The following is a 16631-nucleotide window of genomic DNA, read 5'->3' as shown; positions in this document are numbered from 1 at the left end:
CCGCGGCCGCCGGCCGCAGTCACCTGACCGGCGGTGTCTCGAGGAGGACGACGCGGTCGGCTTCGGTATCGAAGCCGAGAACCGGATGCCCGTTGCCGCCCTCCGAATCCATCAGCACCGGCTTGCCCAGCTGCTGTCCGATCCGGCGAAGGAAGCCGCAGAAGTCATCAAGCCGCTCCTGCCCTTGCAACTCGTACAGGTCGACATCGAAGTCGATTTCATCGTCGGAATGGAAACGGAAGATCGCCAGGATGTCGGCCGTCGGCCAGACCCGCAGCTCAGGGCACTCGGCATCCGCGGGGCGGGACAGCACAGCCCCCGCCCGAGGCATCGGCAGCACCCTGTCGCCCTCGGAGTACCGGCACGACCAGCCCCTCTCCTCGACCAGATCGAGCACCGCCTGCCAGTCCTCCACCGAGGCGTTCGGGACGCGGACGTCCGGCAGCGAACCCATCAGGTCCGGATCGAAGAAGCACTTCACGTCATCCCACAGCAGATCAGCCACACCGCCATGCTGCCTGGCCCCCGGGTTCGACGCAGCCGCGTTTTCCCTTGGGTAAAGGGACAGGGGCCCCCGGGGCTGCCCCTCAGGCGCCCGCGCGCCGCTCCCTCAAGTCGGCCAGGGTGCTCTCGAACCCGCGGGTGAGCGCGGCCAATCCGGCTTCGAAGGCCAGCTCGCGGAGGTCCGGCGGCGGGTTCAGCAGGGGTTCGAGCCCGGGCGGGGGCTCCTCGCCCGGCGGTAGTACGTCGTCCGGGGCGGCGAGGTCGAGGGCGGAGCCGATGAGGTAGTACTCGACGCAGCGCACGATCGGGAGGAGCTGCTCCTCGGGCCAGCCCGCTTCCCGGAGCACGGCGAACGCGTCGGCATAGGCCTGGAGGGCCGCGACGGAACGCACCGGACGGCCGACGAGCAGGGGTACGACGCGCGGGTGGGCGGCGAAGGCCGCCCGGTAGGAGCGGGCCCAGCTGTCCAGGGCGGCCGTCCAGGGGCGGATCGCCGGGGCGAGCTCCATCTCGGCCACGATGAGGTCCCGCATTCCGTCGATGATCTCGTCGCGGCCGGAGACGTGGTTGTACAGCGCCGGCCCCTTGACGCCCAGCCGGGCCGCGATGCGGGTGGTCGACAGGGCGTCGGCGCCCTCCTCGTCGACCAGCGCGAGCGCGGTCCGCACGATGGCCTCGCGTGTGACCAGCTGCCGCGGCGGCCTGCCCATGCCTCGTCCCTTCCTGCCTTCCCTGTTCGCGCCCGCCACCCGCCACCCGCCACCCGGCACCCGCTCGCCTGCCCGCCGCGTGTGGCCGGGATCAAGTGGTGCTCTCCTGTGGGGTCTTGGCGGCGCCCGCGGCCTAGGGTACTGTCCGCGCCATAAAATTACAGGCTCTAATTTTTCAGGGAGCGGGCGATGGAGTACGCCGAGTACCGCAGCCACGACGCCGTCGGGCTGGCTCAGCTGGTCGCCGCGGGCGAGGTCTCACCGTCCGAACTGCTCGAGGTCGCGATAGACCGGGCCGAGGCCGTCAACGGCCGGCTGAACGCGATCGTCCGGCCGATGCACGAACTCGCCCGCGAGCGGGCGAAGGAGCCGCTGACCGGGCCGTTCGCGGGAGTTCCGTTCCTGATCAAGGACCTGATGCAGGACTACGCAGGACTGCCCACCGGCGGCGGCAACCGGGCGCTGCGGCACCATGCCGTCGCCGAGCACAGCGCCGTGGTGAGCCGGTGGCTGGACGCCGGGCTGGTCGTGTTCGGCAAGACCAACACGCCGGAGTTCGGCTCCAAGGGCATCACCGAGCCCGAGGTGAACGGCCCGACGCGGAACCCCTGGGACCTGACCCGGACGCCCGGGGGATCCTCCGGCGGTTCGGCGGCCGCCGTCGCGGCCGGCATCGTGCCCGTCGCGGGCGCCAACGACGGCGGCGGATCGATCCGCATCCCGGCCGCCTGCTGCGGGCTGTTCGGCCTCAAAGCCGGGCGCGGGGTCGTCCCGGCGGGCCCGGGCGCCGCCGAGCACCTGGAGGGCGCCGCCACCGACGGCGTCCTCTCGCGCAGCGTGCGCGACTCCGCCGCGATGCTGGACGCGCTCACCGCGCAGGTCGACCCGGGCGGCCCGTACCTGCACGCCCGCCCGGGCCTTCCGTACGCTGAACTCGCCCGCAGAACACCGGAGCGCCTCCGCATCGGCTTCTCCACCCGCTCACCCGTCGGTACGGACGTACACCCCGATGCCGTCGCGGCCGTCGAGGACGCCGCCCGCCTGCTCGCCCGCCTCGGCCACGACGTCGAGCCCGCCGAGCCCGACATCGACCAGCGCGGGCTCACCTTCGACTTCCTGGCCATGTGGTGCACCCAGGTGGCCCACACCGTGGACGAGATCCGCAAGCTGCCCGGTGTGAGCGCGGACGACTTCGAACTCGACACCCACCTGCTGGCGGCCGCCGGCCGGGCCCTCAAGGCGCCGGACTACTACGCGGCCCACCAGCGCTGGAACACATACAGCCGCCAACTCGCCTCCTTCCACAGCCGTTACGACCTCCTGCTCACCCCGACGATCGCCCGGCCCGCCGTGCGCATCGGTGAACTGGACACCCCCCGCCCGGTGCAGGCCGTGGCACGCGTCCTGAGGCGGCTCGGGCTGCTGGGCGCGCTGGCCGGAACGAAGGCATGGGAGCAGGCGGTGATCGCGAACATCGCCGCCACCCCCTACACGCAACTCGCCAACATCACGGGCCGCCCGGCGATGAGCGTCCCCACGTACCGCACCTCCGACGGCCTGCCCCTGGGCGTCCAGTTCGTCGGCCCGCTCGGCGGCGAGGGCACGCTCCTCGCCCTCGCGGCCCAGATCGAGGCCGACCGCCCGTGGGCCCACCTGCAACCCCCCGTCTGATGATGCAGGATCATGACCGGATGGAGGCTCGTTTCCTTGGCATCGAAGAGCTGGTCGAAGTCCCGTCCGTGGCGGTCGTGGTCGACGTCATGCGTGCCTTCACGGTGGCTGCCTGGGCCTTTGCCCAGGGGGCGGAGAGGATCGTTCTCGCCGAGTCGCTGGACGAAGCCCTGGCGCTCAAGGCCCGCCACCCGGATTGGGTGGCGCTGAAAGACGGTCCGCCCGCGCCCGGGTTCGACGCCGTCAACTCGCCGGCCCTGCTGCGGTCCGTCGACCTCGGCGGACGGACCGTCGTGCAGAAGACCACCGCGGGGACGGTCGGCGCCCTCGCGGTCAAGGAGGCGTCGCTCGTGCTCTGCGCCGGTTTCGTCGTGGCGGAGGCAACGGCTCGGCTCTTGCGGGCGCGCACGGGTGACAGCGTCGCGTTCGTGGTCACGGGCGAGGACGGGCGGGCCGATGAAGACCTGGCGTGCGCCCAGTACATCGCCGCGGTGACCATCGACGCCGGGACGGACGCAGCGGAGTTCCTGCGCCGTGCCGCCGAGTCGCGCGCCGCCACCGAGCTGGCGGAGGGGGTGCGTCAAGGGGCCCATCCTGATGACGTCGCACTCTGTCTCGAGCTCGACCGGTTCCCCTTCGCCATGGTGGCCGCCCTCGAAGGCCCGCTCATGGTCCTGCGCGCGTACGCCGTGCCTTCCCTGATCGACGGGGCGTCGGTCTGAGCGCTCCGCCACGTGTCGGATGAATCGGGAAACGTTCTCAACCTTTCGGCGGCGCCGGTGCTCAGAGACGGGTGACGTACGGCCCGAGACCGGACCGTACGGATCCTTCGATCACCGCTCCCGAAGGGACCGATCATCCGATGAAGCGCGCACTGCTCGCCCTGACCGGCGGCCTCGCCGCCCTCACCCTTGCCTTCGGGCCCGCACCGGGTCCATGGGCCACCGAGGAGTTCCCGGCCGGCGACGCCCGCCTGCTCGTCGCCGAGCGCATCGACGCCGACACCACCTGGACGGCGGGCTTCCGCAGATCTGGCGAGGGCAAGCAGAAGCCCCTCCGTCCCGTCCTGTTCAGCCGGGAGGACTCCTCGTACAGCTGGAAGCGGATACCCACCCCGCTGGACGACGCACGGACCCGTATCAACGGAATCGGCGCGAGCCCGGAGGGCGACGCCTGGCTCGTCGGCGACAGCGACGAGGCGACGCGTACGATCCACACCGCGCACCACGACAACACCGGTTGGAAGCTCGCCCCCGCGCCCTTGCCCGAGGGCACGCTGGGCGGGGGCTTCCTCGGGGTGGCCGCCGTGGACCACGACGATGCGTGGGCGGTCGGCTGGACCCAGCCCGACGGTCCGCTCCTCACCTTCCACGGGCTGATCGAGCACTGGGACGGCGCGGCGTGGCGACAGGTGGTGCCGCCCGCGCTCGACACCGACTACTGGTCGCTGGGGGGCATCACGGCGATCGCCCCGGACAACGTCTGGGCCGCCGGTACCATCGGCACACCGGACGGGGCCCGTCCCCTGCTGCTGCACTACGACGGCACGTCGTGGACCCGGCAGCCCGCCCCCGAACTCGACTCACTGAAGGGCGAGTTCACCGCGATGGCATCGAACGGGGCGAACGACGTGTGGGCTGTCGGCCGCGTTGAGCGCGGTGCGGCGGGTACGGACCACGGGCTGGTCGCACACTTCGACGGCACCCGGTGGAGCGTGGTCGACGCCCCGGTCGGCCAGGGGCGGCTCTACGGTCTGACCGTCGAGGGCGGCGCGGTCGCCGTGGTCGGCGCCGAGAACGGATCCAAGCCCATCGGGGCGCGACTGCAGTACGGCAGCTGGCAGGCGCTGCGCCTGCCGGCGGTGGGCACCCAGGACACGATGCCCGTCGGCGTCGTCACCACGGGCAGGTCCCTCACCGTCGTCGGGGTGGCGACGAACACTCCGGCCGCCGGGGAGGAGCGCGTGATGCTCCCCTTCGCGATCCGGGGGTTCTGAGGCGCCGGCCGGCGGCTCTGAACGGCGGGGCCGGGAGCGGAGGCCGGCCCGGATGGCTCAGCCGCCATCCGGGCGGGGCCGGCAACCGGCCCCGCCGCCCCTTCGGGGCCGCCACGGGGCGCTGCCCGGGACCGCATGGGCCTCGATCCCTAGCCGATCAGGCGGCGGCGCCAGTCCAGGTGGGTGACGGTGATGGCGCGGCCCGGGTCGTGGTCCCACTCGGTATGGAGGCCGACCGCTTCCAGGGCAGCCACGACCTCCTGGCCGATGGCAGCAGTGGTTTCGGAAGAGCCGTCGAAGCCGCCGTAGAGAAGCATCAGTCCGTGGCCGGCTGCGGCGGAGTCCGTGCACTGGGTGTGGAAGTAGACGAAACCGCGGGCGTTGGGTCCGGCTTCGTCTCCGATCTCGGACTGGCCGCAGCTACGGCAACAGGTGAAGTTCTCGCGGGCGGTGATCCCGGCCTCCTCCATGGCGGTGAAGGCGCGGGTGAGCCGCTCGGGGTCGGTTTCGCCCTGCCATGACGCTTGTTCCGCGACACGCTCCAGCCACAACCGGTCGGCCAGCGCCTCCGCCTGCTCGCGGGAAACGGGCCGGCGGTCCTGGGTGACCAGGTACTCCTCGGCAAGCTCGGCCAGTTCAGCGCGGGAGGTGTAGCCGCCGACCAGCACCTCTCGGACGTGCTCTTCCAACTCTTCACGCTCGTCTTCGTCGAGTTCGAGCGGCGGCACCTCGCGGGCGGGTCCCATGTCCAGCAGCGACCAGGCGAGGCCGGCATCCCAACCGGCCTCTTGGCGGGCCCAGCCGGTCATCGCGGCGATCACGGCCTCGGGTCCGTCGGCCTTCGCCTGGAAGTGCCGGTCAGCGGCACCATCGCGATACTCCAGCGTGTAGTCGCCACCTGCCTTGTGCCAGACCTGGGCGAAAACGTCCGGCAGGTCGGGTATCCGCTGGACCACCAGGAACAGGTCACCGTCACCACCGATCCGCCGGACCAACCCGGCCAGCTCCTCGGCGGACACACGGACGTGCCGCTCCCAGTTCTCCGTCTTCACCACGATCTCGAGCATGCGCAGACTCTGGCACACCCCTCTGACAGCACACCTCCCGGGATCCCCGGCGCACCTGGTGCTCGTCGGCCCAGGCCGGCTGATCCGAAGCGTCAGCAGCGAGGATGGCGGCCGCGGAGGCGAGCCGGTGGGGACGGGCAACTCACCCGCTCGGAGGAGAGCGCAGCCTGCTCGGGTAGGACCTGAGTGGGGTGCGGGCACTCTTGCTGGAGGACGCGCGGCCGCTGTGGTCACGGCCAGGATGAACGGCATGACGACAGCGATCTCTCCGGTTCCTGCTCCCGCCCCCGCGCCCCTCTGGGCTCGCCGTGCCGCCCACGCCATCGCGCTGTGCGCCGTCCCGTCCGGCCTGTGGCGCATCGCCATGGCATCCGGTGTCTACGTCGGCTACAGCGACCAGGTCCTGCGCGACGTCTTCGACATCCCGGGGTGGGGCATCGCGTATGTCGTCGGCCTCTCCGTCATCGGTGAGCTGGCCGCCCTGTTCCCGTTGTTGCTCGTGAGCGAGAGGTGGCGGCCGCTGCGCCCCCGGACCCTCTCCGCGCTGGCCTGGGCCGGCTCGGCGCTCTTGGTCGTGGTGGCGTTGTGGCAGGTCGTGGTCGCCTTCACCGTCGAGAGCCAGACGTACATGTCGAGCGGTCCGGCACAGACCGTCTGGGCATTCGTCTTCGCCCCGCTGCTCGCCATACCGGCCTTGATGACGGCGGTGACCTGGTCGTACGCCAAGCGGCACCGGGTGCGGGGCCAGGCATGACCCCCGATCACGTGCATCACCCGACGGCGTCGCCATGGCCCCACGCCCGGTGGTCGAGACGCACTTTCAGGGGGCGACGCGTGTGGGTGCCGCCGCCGTCCTGCCGGGCCAGCGTCCAGATTCGGTCGTCGTCGCCGGTGCACGTGTCCTGCACCGGTACGAGGCCGTCCGCGGTGCCGGTCACCCGCAGGCACAGCATGCTGCCGTCGTTGACCAGCCGCCCCGTGAGCACGGACGGATCCGTTCCGGCTGTGGCCGGTGCCGTGTTCGCGGTGGGGATGCCGGTGGGTGTGGAGGCGGCCCCGGTGCCCGGGCCGTCGCCCACCCGGACGGCGATCACGGTGGCCACGCACACCAGGGCGACCGCGCAGGCCGAGAGGATGCCCGTGCGGTGCTCGTGGCAGCTGAACTGCACGCTCTTGTTGCCGTGCTGCACTCCGGCCGCGCCGTGGCAGACGTCCCCGCGGCGGCGGCGGCCGTCGTCGCCCTGACCATCGCCCCCTGCGGGCCCGGCCCCGGTCACGGGCGGGAGTCGAACCGGTTCACCTGGACGTTGCCGTCCCCGGTCTGGACCGCCGCCGGGCCGAGGAACACGTTCCCCGAGATGCCCCCTGCGGCCGGGCGCACGGCCTCCGCCACATCGTCGAGCAGTCCCCGGAGCCCCCCACGACCGAGCGGCCGGGCCGGCCTGAAACAGTCGAGATCCGGACGGAGTTCAGCACGACTCGACTCCTAGGCGAACCCGCCGTTGCTCATCAGGAGCTGCCCATTGATCCACTGGCCCTTCGGTGAGCAGAGGAAGTCCACCAGGTGTGCGGTGTCCTGCGGAGCACCGAGGCGGTCGAGCGGTGTCTGGCGGCGTACGTGCTCGCGCACGTCCTCGGACATCCAGCCGGTGTCCACCGGCCCCGGATTGATGACGTTGGCGGTGACGCCGAGGCCGGCGAGCTCGCGAGCGGCGGCAATGGTGATGCGGTCCAAAGCCCCCTTGCTCGCTCCGTAGGGAAGGTTGCCCACGGTGTGGTCGCTGGTGAGGCTGATGACGCGTCCGCTCCCGTGGACGCCGGTGAAACGCCGACCGAACTCGCGGATCAGAAGCCAGGTGGCACGCGCGTTGACGGCGAAATGCCGGTCGAAGCTTTCGACCGTGGTGTCGAGCAGACCGGAGTCGACCGACTCGCAATGACTCATCACCAGGGCCGTGACCCCGCCGAGTCGGCGTTCGGCCTCGTCGAAGATGCGGGCGGGTGCGTCCGGGTCAGTGAGGTCGGCCTCGATGGCCATGGTGTCTGCGCCGTGCCCGGTGAGCTCGCGTGTGATCGCGTCGGTCGCCCCGTGCTCGGCTCCCCAGGCCATGCGCTGGTCATAGGGGGCCCAGTACGTGAAGGCGATGTTCCAGCCCGACGCCGCAAGCCGGCGGGCGATGCCGGCGCCGATGCCGACGGTCCGGCCGACGCCGGTCACCAGCGCCAACGGCCGGGACCCGGCAAAGCCATGATCTTCCTTGGTATCCGTCACAGCATGCGATCGTTCGCGAACAGCGCGAACAAGGCAAGCATATTTGTCGCTTCCCGAGCGGCCCGTGCTCGGCAGCCGCATCTGACGAACACCCCGCGGTGGCGGGCGAGGGCCCGCGCCCGCTGCGCTGTCCGACGCCTCGTTCGTGAACTCGGCTACGCCTCCCGGCCGGCTGCGGCATCGTCGTACCCCAGCAGCCCCGGACGGGGAGGCGAAGACGCGGAGCCGGCAGCAGGAGGCGTGTGGTGAGCGAGCGGGAGACATGGACGACGGACGAGTTCGGCCCCTCCCACGAGGGGGCGGTCGGAGTGCTCCTGGCCGACGGCAGCGTCCCGGGCCCGGTGTACTTCGACACCGGCTCCGGCTCGGGCGGGCCGCCGGTGTCGCAGTGGAGCGTCTACGACGGCCGCTGGGCGCACGTGCCGCGCGCGGCCGCGCTGCGGGCGGTGTGCTCGTGCGGCTGGGCGGGCCCCGAGCACCCCCTGGACTGGGAGGCGATCGGCGAGGCGGCGCTGGGGGAGGGCGGCCATGCCGAGGCGGACGCCTGCGTACGGGACTGGGACGGGCACACGGCCCAGGTCGAGGCGACGACCGTCCCTCTGCCCGAGGCCGTCATCGATCTGCTGGAGCGGTTGCAGGGGGAGCTCGTCAAGCTGGCCAAGACGTCTCCGGTCGCGGCCGTGAGGGCGGCCCGGCGGTTGGAGGTCACCGCAGCGCAGGTCGGCTACTGGGCCGCCCGGGACACTCGCGATGATCTCAGCGCCGCGCAGGCAGCGGCCGCCCTCGGGCTCGACGAGGACGCCACGCGCAAGGTGTTGGCCCGCTTCGGCCGTTGGAGCCCGTACCTGTGAATGGCACCTACCGGGTTGCTGGTGGGGAGCCCACGAGGCGCCCGCGAAGCCCGTGGACCGCTGCAGCACCCGAAGCCCCGCTCCGGCCGGATCCCGGCCTCCGCCGGCAGGCTTTCGCGGCCCGGCCCGACGCTGCCGGGCGGCGACATCCCGGCCTGGGAGCGCCGGTGCCGCCCTCACCTCGGAGGACGGGCGCGCGCAGGTGATCGGCCTCATACGTCCGGCAGGAGGAGCCAGACCTCGGAGAAGGCGAGGCCGTGGTCGTGGCTCACCACCCCACACGGGCAGCCCAGCGTGGTCTGACGCCAGTCCGACGCCACGGTCCAGGGGCCGGCCGTACCCCCGCACCCCGGGCAGCCGACGGTCTCGGCCGTCCACACCCCGGCGGCCGGCCTGCCGTAGCGGCGGAACCGGCCCGCGTACGGGGCCTGCCAGTGCACGGCCGGGGGCGTGAGCGGGACGGTACCGGGCGGGCCCGTCGCGGCCAGGGGGGTGAACAGTGCGATCAGATCGGGGAGCAGGGCCTCGCCCGCCGCGGTCGGCGCCACGGCCACTCCGTTCGACGACGCCCTGGACGCGGACCAGTACCTCGGGGCGGCCGCCGCGGCCGGTGGGTTCGGGTGGGCGTGCCAGGGCAGCAGCGCGCGGGCGACGGCGGCCAGGAGTGCGGCGGCGGGCGGGCTGACGGCGCCCGCGTCGAGGTGGTGGAGGGTGGTACGCAGGATGCGCTGGAGCCGCCGGTCCCTGTCCGTGGCCGAGCTCCGTGCCGTCGTGGCCCGCCGGGTCGGGAGCGGGGCGGTGAGGTGGGCGAGGACGGCCGCCGCTGCCTCGGCGTCCGACGCGGCAGGACGCCACTCCCCGGCGGCCAGGAGCTGCCGGGCCCGCCCGGATTCCCGGGTGAGGGCGTGCGTGCGCAGCGGATGGCCGCCGCGGGCTGCCGTGGCCGTGGGCGTGTCCTGTCCGCTCAAGACGGCGCCCCCGTCCCGGGCAGGTTGATGACGTAACCGTTGGGGGAGCCCTTGCGCATGGAGCGCGCCAGCTCGGAGACCTGCCTCGCCTGGGCGGCGGAGAGGCGCCGCGACTCCCACAGCAGAGCCGCGGCGTCGACCGCCTCCGGGGCCGGGGGCGGTGGCACGTCATGCAGCCGGACGTCCGTCAGCGCGGCCAGTTCCCGGGCGTCGATGCCCAGCAAGGCTGCGAAGTCCGTCACCAAACGGGGCGTCAACTCCTTGCGACCGGAGCCGATCACACCGTAGGTGGACGCCGCCAGGTACGTGGGCGTCACGATTGCCAGGGTCTTCGCGATGCCCGCCCAGCTCAGATTGCGGTACTGGAGCATGCGGATGACCCGGCCTCCCGGAACAGCAAGGGGTGCGAGCAGCTTCGGGGCGAAGACGGAGGGGCGTTCCTCTTGCGGCAGTGCGCGTATGTGCCGCAGGAGTTCACCTCGTGCCGCCGGCGGGAGGTGCACCGCGTCCATCACGATGTCCTGCGCCCACTGCTGGGCCGCGGCGTCCAACGGCGCCAAGTCGTCCGGGACGGCCAGCCCCGCCAGGATGAACAGATCGACGGCGTGGTGGCCCACGGCGGGCGCGATCCGTTGGAGCAGCTCCTCGCAGGGGGCTTCCCCCGCGAGCACCGCTCGAAGCTCGTGTGCGGTCAACCCGGCGCGATCGGCCGGCTCCTGCACGCTCGACTCCCTGTGGTCCAGCAACCGCGCCAGCATCACTCCGAATCCGTTGTGCTTCGTCATGCCCGCAGCCTAGGACTTGTCCGGCCCGCCATGTGAGCGCGGCCGTTCCGGACCGGAGCCGGGACCCGGCCCGGCACGCGAGGTGCCGGGCCGGGCCGGTGTTCAGAAGTTCCAGCTCTGGCTCGGTGCGCCGTTGCAGCTCCAGCTCACCAGGAGCTGCCCGTTCTCCGACCGGCCGGCCAGGATGTCGAGGCACTTCCCGTTGACCCGGTTACGGATCTCGTTGCCGTTGCGGTACCACTTCTGGTGGAGGCCGCCATTGCAGTCCCACATGGCCACCGAGCCGTGGTCACCGAGATGGGGACCGTAGATCTCCAGGCACTTTCCGTTCATGCTGGAGCGGATCTGCTCACCGCTCCAGTACCACTGCTGGTTGACGCCGCCGTGGCAGTCCCACGTCACGGTGGTGGCGCCGTTCTCCTGGTGGCCCATGAAGATGTCGACGCACCTTCCGTTGAGGTTGGACTTGAGCAGCGGTGCCGCGGCGAACGCGGGCCCGCCCGTCAACGTGGCGCCGGCCAGCAGCCCGGTGGTCGCCGCCAGCAGCATCAGTCGTCGTACAGACCTCATGATTCTCCTTCGAATCGCCCTTGCGCGGTTGCGCTGGTCCATGTCTAGCCACCGGTTGATGTCCGGCGCCGGAACGAGGATTCCGGACATCAAAAGGTGGACAACCACCACCCAGCACGGCTGCGGAAAGACGCAGGAAGGAAGCACATGCCACGCCCCGAACGCCCGCTCGACCCGGACACCGGTCCGCTGACACGATTCGCGGCCGACCTTCGGAAACTGCGCGAGGCGGCGGGACGCCCGCCCTACCGGGCACTGGCCAAGAAGGCGCACTATTCGTCCACGACGCTGTCGGACGCCGCGGGCGGGCACACGTTTCCGAGCCTGGCCGTCACGCTCGCGTACGTCGAGGCCTGCCAGGGCGACCGCCGCGCATGGGAGAACCGGTGGCACGCGCTGGCCGCCGAAATCGCTGCGACCGCCGCGAGCGCACGGGCCGAGGAGCCGGGGGAAAGCAGCGGGCAGGACGCGCCGTACGCGGGGCTGTCGGCGTTCCAGCCGGAAGACGCCGACCGCTTCTTCGGGCGCGAGCAGCTGACCGGCGAGCTGCTCGCGAAGGTGCGTGACCGCCGCTTCCTCGCGGTCTTCGGACCGTCCGGATCGGGGAAGTCCTCGGTGCTGCGGGCCGGGCTCGTCGCCCGCGCGCGGGCGACGGGGTGGCCGGTGATGCTGTTCACGCCGGGCCCGCATCCCGTCGAGGAGTGCGCGGTCCACCTGGCCGGGACGGCGGGGGAGAGTCCCGGCGCACTGGTGACCGAGCTGCTGGGCGATCCCGTGACGCTGCACCTGCGGATCCGGCAAGCCATGGTCGACCGCGCACCGGACGTGGACACGCTGATCGTGGTCGACCAGTTCGAGGAGATCTTCACCCTCTGCCGGGACCAGGACGAACGAGACGCGTTCATCGGCATGCTGATCGCCGCCACCACGGCGACGACCAGCCGGACCCGGGTCGTACTCGGCGTCCGCGCCGACTTCTACGGCCACTGCGTCCAGGACCCCCGCCTGGTCGAGGCGATGCGCGACGCGCAGATCGCGGTCGGTCCGATGAGCGGCCAGGAGCTGCGCGAGGCCATCACCCGGCCCGCCATGCTCGCCGACTGCACGGTGACCGGCCCGCTGCTGGCGGCCGTGGTCGCGGACGCGACCGGTCAGCCGGGTGCGCTGCCGCTGGTGTCGCACGCGATGGCCGAGACCTGGCGCCGCCGCAGCGGCAGCCGCCTCACCCTGGACGGGTACCTGGCGGCCGGCGGCATCCAGCACGCGCTCGCACACACCGCCGAGGCCGCCTACCGGGACCTGTCGCCGGCGCAGCAGGAGCTCGCCAGATCGCTGTTCCTCCGGCTGACCGCGCTGGGCGACGGTACCGAGGACACCCGGCGCCGGATCGCCAGGAACGAGCTGGACCCGAACCCCGACACCGCGTACGTTCTCGAATCCCTTGCCCGGCAACGGCTGGTGACGCTGGACGAGGGGTGTGTCGAGATCACCCACGAGGCGATCATCCGGTGCTGGCCGCGGCTGCGCGGCTGGCTGACCGAGGACCGGGACCGGCTGCTCCTGCACCGGCAGCTCACCGACGCGACCGCCGACTGGGAAGAGCAGCACCGCGATCCGCACGCCCTGTACCGGGGTGCCCGCCTGGCCGCGGCGCTGGACCTGGCCGCCGCGGACGGCAGCGGGCTGACCTCCCGGGAACGGCGCTTCCTCGACGCGAGCCGGGAGGCGCAGGCCGGCGAGATGGCGGCGGTCAGGCGACGGACGGTCCGCCTGCGGCAGCTGGTCACGCTGCTCACCATGCTGGTGGTCATCGCCGCGACCGCGGGCGGCCTGGCCGTCGACTCGCGCGACTCGGCCATCCGGCAGCGGAACGTGGCCCTCGCGCGCAAGGCCGCCGCGGACGCGGCCGACGTACGACAGCAGGACCCCGCGTTCGCCGCGCAGCTGAACCTGGCCGCGTACCGGCTGGCCGCCGCAGGCGACGTCCGCGACCAGCTCATGAGCGCGTTCGCGACGCCGTACACGAGCCGGCTCATCGGCCACACCTCCGACGTGGTCTCGATCTCCTTCGCGCAGAAGGGCACGGTCCTGGCCACGGCGAGCTGGGACCGTACGGTCAGGCTGTGGGACGTCGCGGACGCCCACCATCCCGAACAGCTGGCCGTCGTGAACCAGTCGGAGCGGATGAAGGCGGTGGCGTTCGGTGACGGCGGCAGGCTCCTGGCCACGGCCGGCGACCGGTCGGTGCGGCTGTGGGACGTGGCGAACCGGCGTGCGCCCGCGGAGCTGAGCACGCTGCCGGATCAGCGGTCCGCGCCGACGTGGGTGGCGTACCGGCAGGGCGGCACCATCGCCACCGGCCACAGCGACGGCACGGCGCGGCTGTGGAACGCGACCGATCCCCGCCACCCGCGGCTCGTGGCCACGGTGCCGGGCCACACCGGCACGGTCACCTCGGCGACGTTCAGCCCGGACGGCCGCACGCTGGCGACCACCGGTGACACCACCACCCGACTGTGGGATGTCACCGACCCCGTGAATCCGCGGCTCATCGAGGTCCTGCGCGGACACACCGACACGGTGACCTCGGCCGCCTTCAGCCCCGACGGCCGGACCGTGGCGACGGGGAGCTGGGACCGCACCGCACGGGTGTGGGACATCGGCGGCAGCCCGCGGACGCAGCCACCGGCCGTCCTGCTCGGCCATCCCGCGATCGTCTGGTCGGTGGCCTTCAGCCCGGACGGCAGCGCCCTCGTCTCGGTGGGCGGGTCCACCCTGTTCTGGGACCTCGCCACCCCGGCACGCCCGAAGCGGATCAGTACGGTTCACGGCGGGGCCTACCAAGCCGCCTTCAGCCCGGACGGCCGTACGCTCGCCAACTCCGACCGGTTCCTGGACCTGCGGGACCTGTCGCTCGCGACCCACGACGACGTGGTCACGTCCCTGGCGTTCGGCCCCGGCGGTCATCTGCTCGCCAGCGCCAGCTGGGACGGCACCGCACGGCTGTGGCGGGTCACCGGCGGCCGGGCCCTGTGGCCGCTGTCGGTCCTGCACGGGCACACCAAGTTCGTCCGGTCCGTGGCGTTCAGCCCGGACGGGCGCACCCTCGTCACCGCCAGCGAGGACACCACCGTCCGCGTGTGGGACGTGACCGATCCGCGCAGACCGCGGCTGACTTCGGTCCTCGCCCCCGGCGCCGGCGAGGTCGGCGGCGTCCGCTTCGCCCCGGACGGCCGCCTGCTGGCGGTCTGGGCACTGGGTACGGCCGGGCTGTGGGACCTGACCGATCGCGGCGACCCCCGGGCACTGAGCCGGATCGCCGAGGGCGGGCCGGACGTCACGACGGCCTCGTTCCGCCCGGACGGCCGTGTGCTGGTGACGAGCAGCGGCGAGTCCGGTTCGCTGCGGTTCTGGGACATCGCAGATCCGCGCAGCCCCCGGGAACTGCCTTCCCCGTTCCGGTCCGACCCGCTGACCTCCGGCGTGTTCAGCCCCGACAACCGGAGACTGGCCGCCTTCCACCGCACGGACAGGACGGTCTGGCTGATTGACGGCAACGACATCGGCCGCCCGGCGAAGGTGAGGAAGCTGCCGGCGTCAGGCTCCTGGATCTACACGCTGACGTTCGACGCGGACGGCCGCCGACTGGCAGCCGGCGCCGCGGACAGCAAGGCCCTGCTGTGGGACGTGCGCGGCGCGGCCACTCCCGCCGTCCTCACCGGCCACTCGAACCCCGTACCGGCCGTGGCGTTCACCCCGGACGGCAACACCCTGGCGACCGGCGGCAACGATTTCACGATCCGGCTGTGGGACACCGGCCTGGACAGGGTCTCCGCCCGCATCTGCGAGAGCGCGTACCCCCGGATCACCAGAGCCCAATGGGCGCAGTACTTCGCAGCGCTCGACTTCGACCCGCCCTGCCCCGCCACATGACGCGGGTCGGCCGGTTGTCAGTGTCGCCTTTTACATTGGGGCCATGGAGATCACCAAGCAGTCACTGGCGGAGGCCTGGCAGCGGACGGCCGCGCGACACGCCCTGCTCGACGAAGTGGGCCTGCCACCCGTGGCACTCTCGGAAGACGAGCTGGAGGAGTGGGCCGACCGCGCCGAAGAGGCAGGGGACGGCGGCCTGTTCCTGCTCCTGGACGAGGACGGCACGGTGCGCGGCCGGCACGGCCCCTACCGGGAGGCTTTCGCCACCCGCGACCTCGAACAGGTGCTGTACCTGATCGCCGAGGCCGCGATGCGCCGGCGCGGCGGCAGCCTCGAGGAGGCGGCCGAGGCGCTGGACCGGATCGATCCGGCGTGGGGGAGACGGTTCCGCAGCGGCGGCCTGGACGACGCCGGGACGGTCGAGGCGTGCGGGCGCGACCCGCTGGAGGGGCTCGCCTGGATAGCCAAGTCCTGGCGTGACCAGCACCCGTACACGACGCTCGCCTTCTACCGCGCGGAGCCGGGGCAAACCGTCGACGCCGAACGCCTGGCCCTGCTGTACGGGGCCGATCCCGCACAGGTCGCGGCCGGCACCCGCCTGAAGGACCTGGAAGCCGTGGACAGCGGCCGGGCCCACTGGGACCGGCAGTGGGAAAGCTGCTGTTTCGGGCAGGCGGGCGGGTGGACGTACCTGCTGTACCACGACACGCCGCCGGGATCCTTCGCCGACAAGGAGGCGTACGCGGCGCTCGGGATCAAGGAGAGCGTGTGGCTGACCGCCACCTCCGCGAAGGCCATCTACACCTTTGACTACGTGCGGGACGGCCGCCGCGTCGACGACGACTGGGGCATCCTGGAGCTGATCTGGTACGAGCGCGGCAGCGCCCCCTATCTGCGGGGCGGTGAACTGGACTTCCTCAACCGGGCCGTCCGCCGTGCCGAGCTGGACCACCCCGAACTGACCAGCACGTTCGAGCTGTACTTCCACGCCCTGGAGGAGTCCCTCGGCCTGTCTCTGCCGCGCGGGGACTTCGCGGAGGGGGAGGTGCGGGCCGCGTACTGGGCCGAGTGATGGCGCTGGCCGAATCGGGTCAGTCCCTTTGCTGCGGCTCGCACACGCCTCTACGCTCGTCCGGTGTCCGGAAGTTCGCAGTCAGACCGTAGCGCCGTTACCAGGGGAGAGCGTGGACGTCCCGACGTTGATTCTCTTAGGCCGTGTCTTCAAATGGTTCTGATGAGGGATCATGTCGGCATGGTGCGTCGTCATGAGCTGACGGATGTGGAGTGGGGAGTGCTGTCCGGGC

Annotated in this window: 15 protein-coding genes; 7 read left to right on the top strand and 8 right to left on the bottom strand. The window is 72.1% G+C overall.

Annotation, left to right across the window (positions count from 1 at the left end; genetic code table 11):
- Window positions 1-19 precede the first annotated feature (19 nt).
- Together AB0O21_RS23225 and AB0O21_RS23220 are read right to left on the bottom strand one after the other, a co-directional pair.
- The gene (locus tag AB0O21_RS23225) at window positions 20-505 is read right to left on the bottom strand and encodes a hypothetical protein (protein ID WP_365173322.1); all 486 of its coding nucleotides are present in this window, start codon (window positions 503-505) and stop codon (window positions 20-22) included.
- A gap of 82 nt (window positions 506-587) precedes the next feature.
- Window positions 588-1214, bottom strand: a complete 627-nt coding sequence (locus tag AB0O21_RS23220; RefSeq protein ID WP_365173320.1) for a TetR/AcrR family transcriptional regulator C-terminal domain-containing protein — start codon at window positions 1212-1214, stop codon at window positions 588-590.
- Between the two features lie 189 nt (window positions 1215-1403).
- Here AB0O21_RS23220 and AB0O21_RS23215 point away from each other — a divergent pair, with 189 nt between their 5' ends.
- From AB0O21_RS23215 to AB0O21_RS23205, 3 genes are all read left to right on the top strand, one after another.
- Complete coding sequence (locus AB0O21_RS23215; protein ID WP_365173318.1) at window positions 1404-2885, top strand: amidase family protein; 1482 nt, start codon at window positions 1404-1406, stop codon at window positions 2883-2885.
- A 20-nt stretch (window positions 2886-2905) separates the two neighbouring features.
- The gene (locus AB0O21_RS23210; protein ID WP_365173315.1) at window positions 2906-3607 is read left to right on the top strand and encodes a 2-phosphosulfolactate phosphatase; all 702 of its coding nucleotides are present in this window, start codon (window positions 2906-2908) and stop codon (window positions 3605-3607) included.
- Window positions 3608-3747: 140 nt separating this feature from the next.
- Complete coding sequence (locus AB0O21_RS23205; protein ID WP_365173313.1) at window positions 3748-4881, top strand: hypothetical protein; 1134 nt, start codon at window positions 3748-3750, stop codon at window positions 4879-4881.
- A 149-nt stretch (window positions 4882-5030) separates the two neighbouring features.
- Here AB0O21_RS23205 and AB0O21_RS23200 read toward each other — a convergent pair whose 3' ends face one another.
- Window positions 5031-5948, bottom strand: coding sequence for a hypothetical protein (locus AB0O21_RS23200; RefSeq protein WP_365173311.1), 918 nt, complete (start codon window positions 5946-5948; stop codon window positions 5031-5033).
- Between the two features lie 241 nt (window positions 5949-6189).
- Here AB0O21_RS23200 and AB0O21_RS23195 point away from each other — a divergent pair, with 241 nt between their 5' ends.
- The gene (locus tag AB0O21_RS23195; protein ID WP_365173534.1) at window positions 6190-6702 is read left to right on the top strand and encodes a hypothetical protein; all 513 of its coding nucleotides are present in this window, start codon (window positions 6190-6192) and stop codon (window positions 6700-6702) included.
- A gap of 16 nt (window positions 6703-6718) precedes the next feature.
- Here AB0O21_RS23195 and AB0O21_RS23190 read toward each other — a convergent pair whose 3' ends face one another.
- The gene (locus AB0O21_RS23190) at window positions 6719-7225 is read right to left on the bottom strand and encodes a hypothetical protein (protein WP_365173309.1); all 507 of its coding nucleotides are present in this window, start codon (window positions 7223-7225) and stop codon (window positions 6719-6721) included.
- A gap of 209 nt (window positions 7226-7434) precedes the next feature.
- Window positions 7435-8301, bottom strand: coding sequence for an SDR family oxidoreductase (locus AB0O21_RS23185; RefSeq protein WP_365173306.1), 867 nt, complete (start codon window positions 8299-8301; stop codon window positions 7435-7437).
- A gap of 164 nt (window positions 8302-8465) precedes the next feature.
- Here AB0O21_RS23185 and AB0O21_RS23180 point away from each other — a divergent pair, with 164 nt between their 5' ends.
- Window positions 8466-9071, top strand: a complete 606-nt coding sequence (locus AB0O21_RS23180; RefSeq protein ID WP_365173304.1) for a hypothetical protein — start codon at window positions 8466-8468, stop codon at window positions 9069-9071.
- 212 nt (window positions 9072-9283) lie between these two features.
- Here the strand turns inward: AB0O21_RS23180 and AB0O21_RS23175 are convergent, their stop codons facing one another.
- From AB0O21_RS23175 to AB0O21_RS23165, 3 genes are all read right to left on the bottom strand, one after another.
- Window positions 9284-10039, bottom strand: a complete 756-nt coding sequence (locus AB0O21_RS23175; RefSeq protein WP_365173302.1) for a hypothetical protein — start codon at window positions 10037-10039, stop codon at window positions 9284-9286.
- Complete coding sequence (locus AB0O21_RS23170) at window positions 10036-10824, bottom strand: hypothetical protein (protein WP_365173299.1); 789 nt, start codon at window positions 10822-10824, stop codon at window positions 10036-10038. Before AB0O21_RS23170 ends, AB0O21_RS23175 begins: the two co-directional genes overlap by 4 nt.
- A gap of 102 nt (window positions 10825-10926) precedes the next feature.
- The gene (locus tag AB0O21_RS23165) at window positions 10927-11394 is read right to left on the bottom strand and encodes a ricin-type beta-trefoil lectin domain protein (protein WP_365173296.1); all 468 of its coding nucleotides are present in this window, start codon (window positions 11392-11394) and stop codon (window positions 10927-10929) included.
- A gap of 147 nt (window positions 11395-11541) precedes the next feature.
- Here AB0O21_RS23165 and AB0O21_RS23160 point away from each other — a divergent pair, with 147 nt between their 5' ends.
- Both AB0O21_RS23160 and AB0O21_RS23155 read left to right on the top strand, forming a co-directional pair.
- Window positions 11542-15327 carry a hypothetical protein gene (locus AB0O21_RS23160; RefSeq protein ID WP_365173294.1) on the top strand — a complete coding sequence of 1262 codons (3786 nt, stop codon included), beginning with the start codon at window positions 11542-11544 and terminating at the stop codon, window positions 15325-15327.
- Between the two features lie 43 nt (window positions 15328-15370).
- A complete protein-coding gene (locus AB0O21_RS23155) occupies window positions 15371-16399 on the top strand; it encodes a hypothetical protein (RefSeq protein ID WP_365173291.1) in 1029 nt (342 codons plus the stop codon).
- Window positions 16400-16631 lie beyond the last annotated feature (232 nt).

Origin of the sequence: Streptomyces sp. NPDC091371, from assembly GCF_040684275.1 — a bacterium.
In the GTDB taxonomy this organism is placed as follows: Bacteria; Actinomycetota; Actinomycetes; order Streptomycetales; family Streptomycetaceae; genus Streptomyces.
The sequence above is the reverse complement of the archived record's forward strand: the minus strand, read 5'-3'. Positions and strand labels throughout refer to the sequence as shown.

What these genes read in the sequence shown, in the direction of transcription:
- AB0O21_RS23220 (WP_365173320.1), bottom strand. Translation starts at nt 1,214, where the DNA reads ATGGGCAGGCCGCCGCGGCAGCTGGTCACACGCGAGGCCATCGTGCGG.
- AB0O21_RS23215 (WP_365173318.1), top strand. Translation starts at nt 1,404, where the DNA reads ATGGAGTACGCCGAGTACCGCAGCCACGACGCCGTCGGGCTGGCTCAG.
- AB0O21_RS23210 (WP_365173315.1), top strand. Translation starts at nt 2,906, where the DNA reads ATGGAGGCTCGTTTCCTTGGCATCGAAGAGCTGGTCGAAGTCCCGTCC.
- AB0O21_RS23205 (WP_365173313.1), top strand. Translation starts at nt 3,748, where the DNA reads ATGAAGCGCGCACTGCTCGCCCTGACCGGCGGCCTCGCCGCCCTCACC.
- AB0O21_RS23200 (WP_365173311.1), bottom strand. Translation starts at nt 5,948, where the DNA reads ATGCTCGAGATCGTGGTGAAGACGGAGAACTGGGAGCGGCACGTCCGT.
- AB0O21_RS23195 (WP_365173534.1), top strand. Translation starts at nt 6,190, where the DNA reads ATGAACGGCATGACGACAGCGATCTCTCCGGTTCCTGCTCCCGCCCCC.
- AB0O21_RS23185 (WP_365173306.1), bottom strand. Translation starts at nt 8,301, where the DNA reads ATGCGGCTGCCGAGCACGGGCCGCTCGGGAAGCGACAAATATGCTTGC.
- AB0O21_RS23170 (WP_365173299.1), bottom strand. Translation starts at nt 10,824, where the DNA reads ATGACGAAGCACAACGGATTCGGAGTGATGCTGGCGCGGTTGCTGGAC.
- AB0O21_RS23165 (WP_365173296.1), bottom strand. Translation starts at nt 11,394, where the DNA reads ATGAGGTCTGTACGACGACTGATGCTGCTGGCGGCGACCACCGGGCTG.
- AB0O21_RS23160 (WP_365173294.1), top strand. Translation starts at nt 11,542, where the DNA reads ATGCCACGCCCCGAACGCCCGCTCGACCCGGACACCGGTCCGCTGACA.
- AB0O21_RS23155 (WP_365173291.1), top strand. Translation starts at nt 15,371, where the DNA reads ATGGAGATCACCAAGCAGTCACTGGCGGAGGCCTGGCAGCGGACGGCC.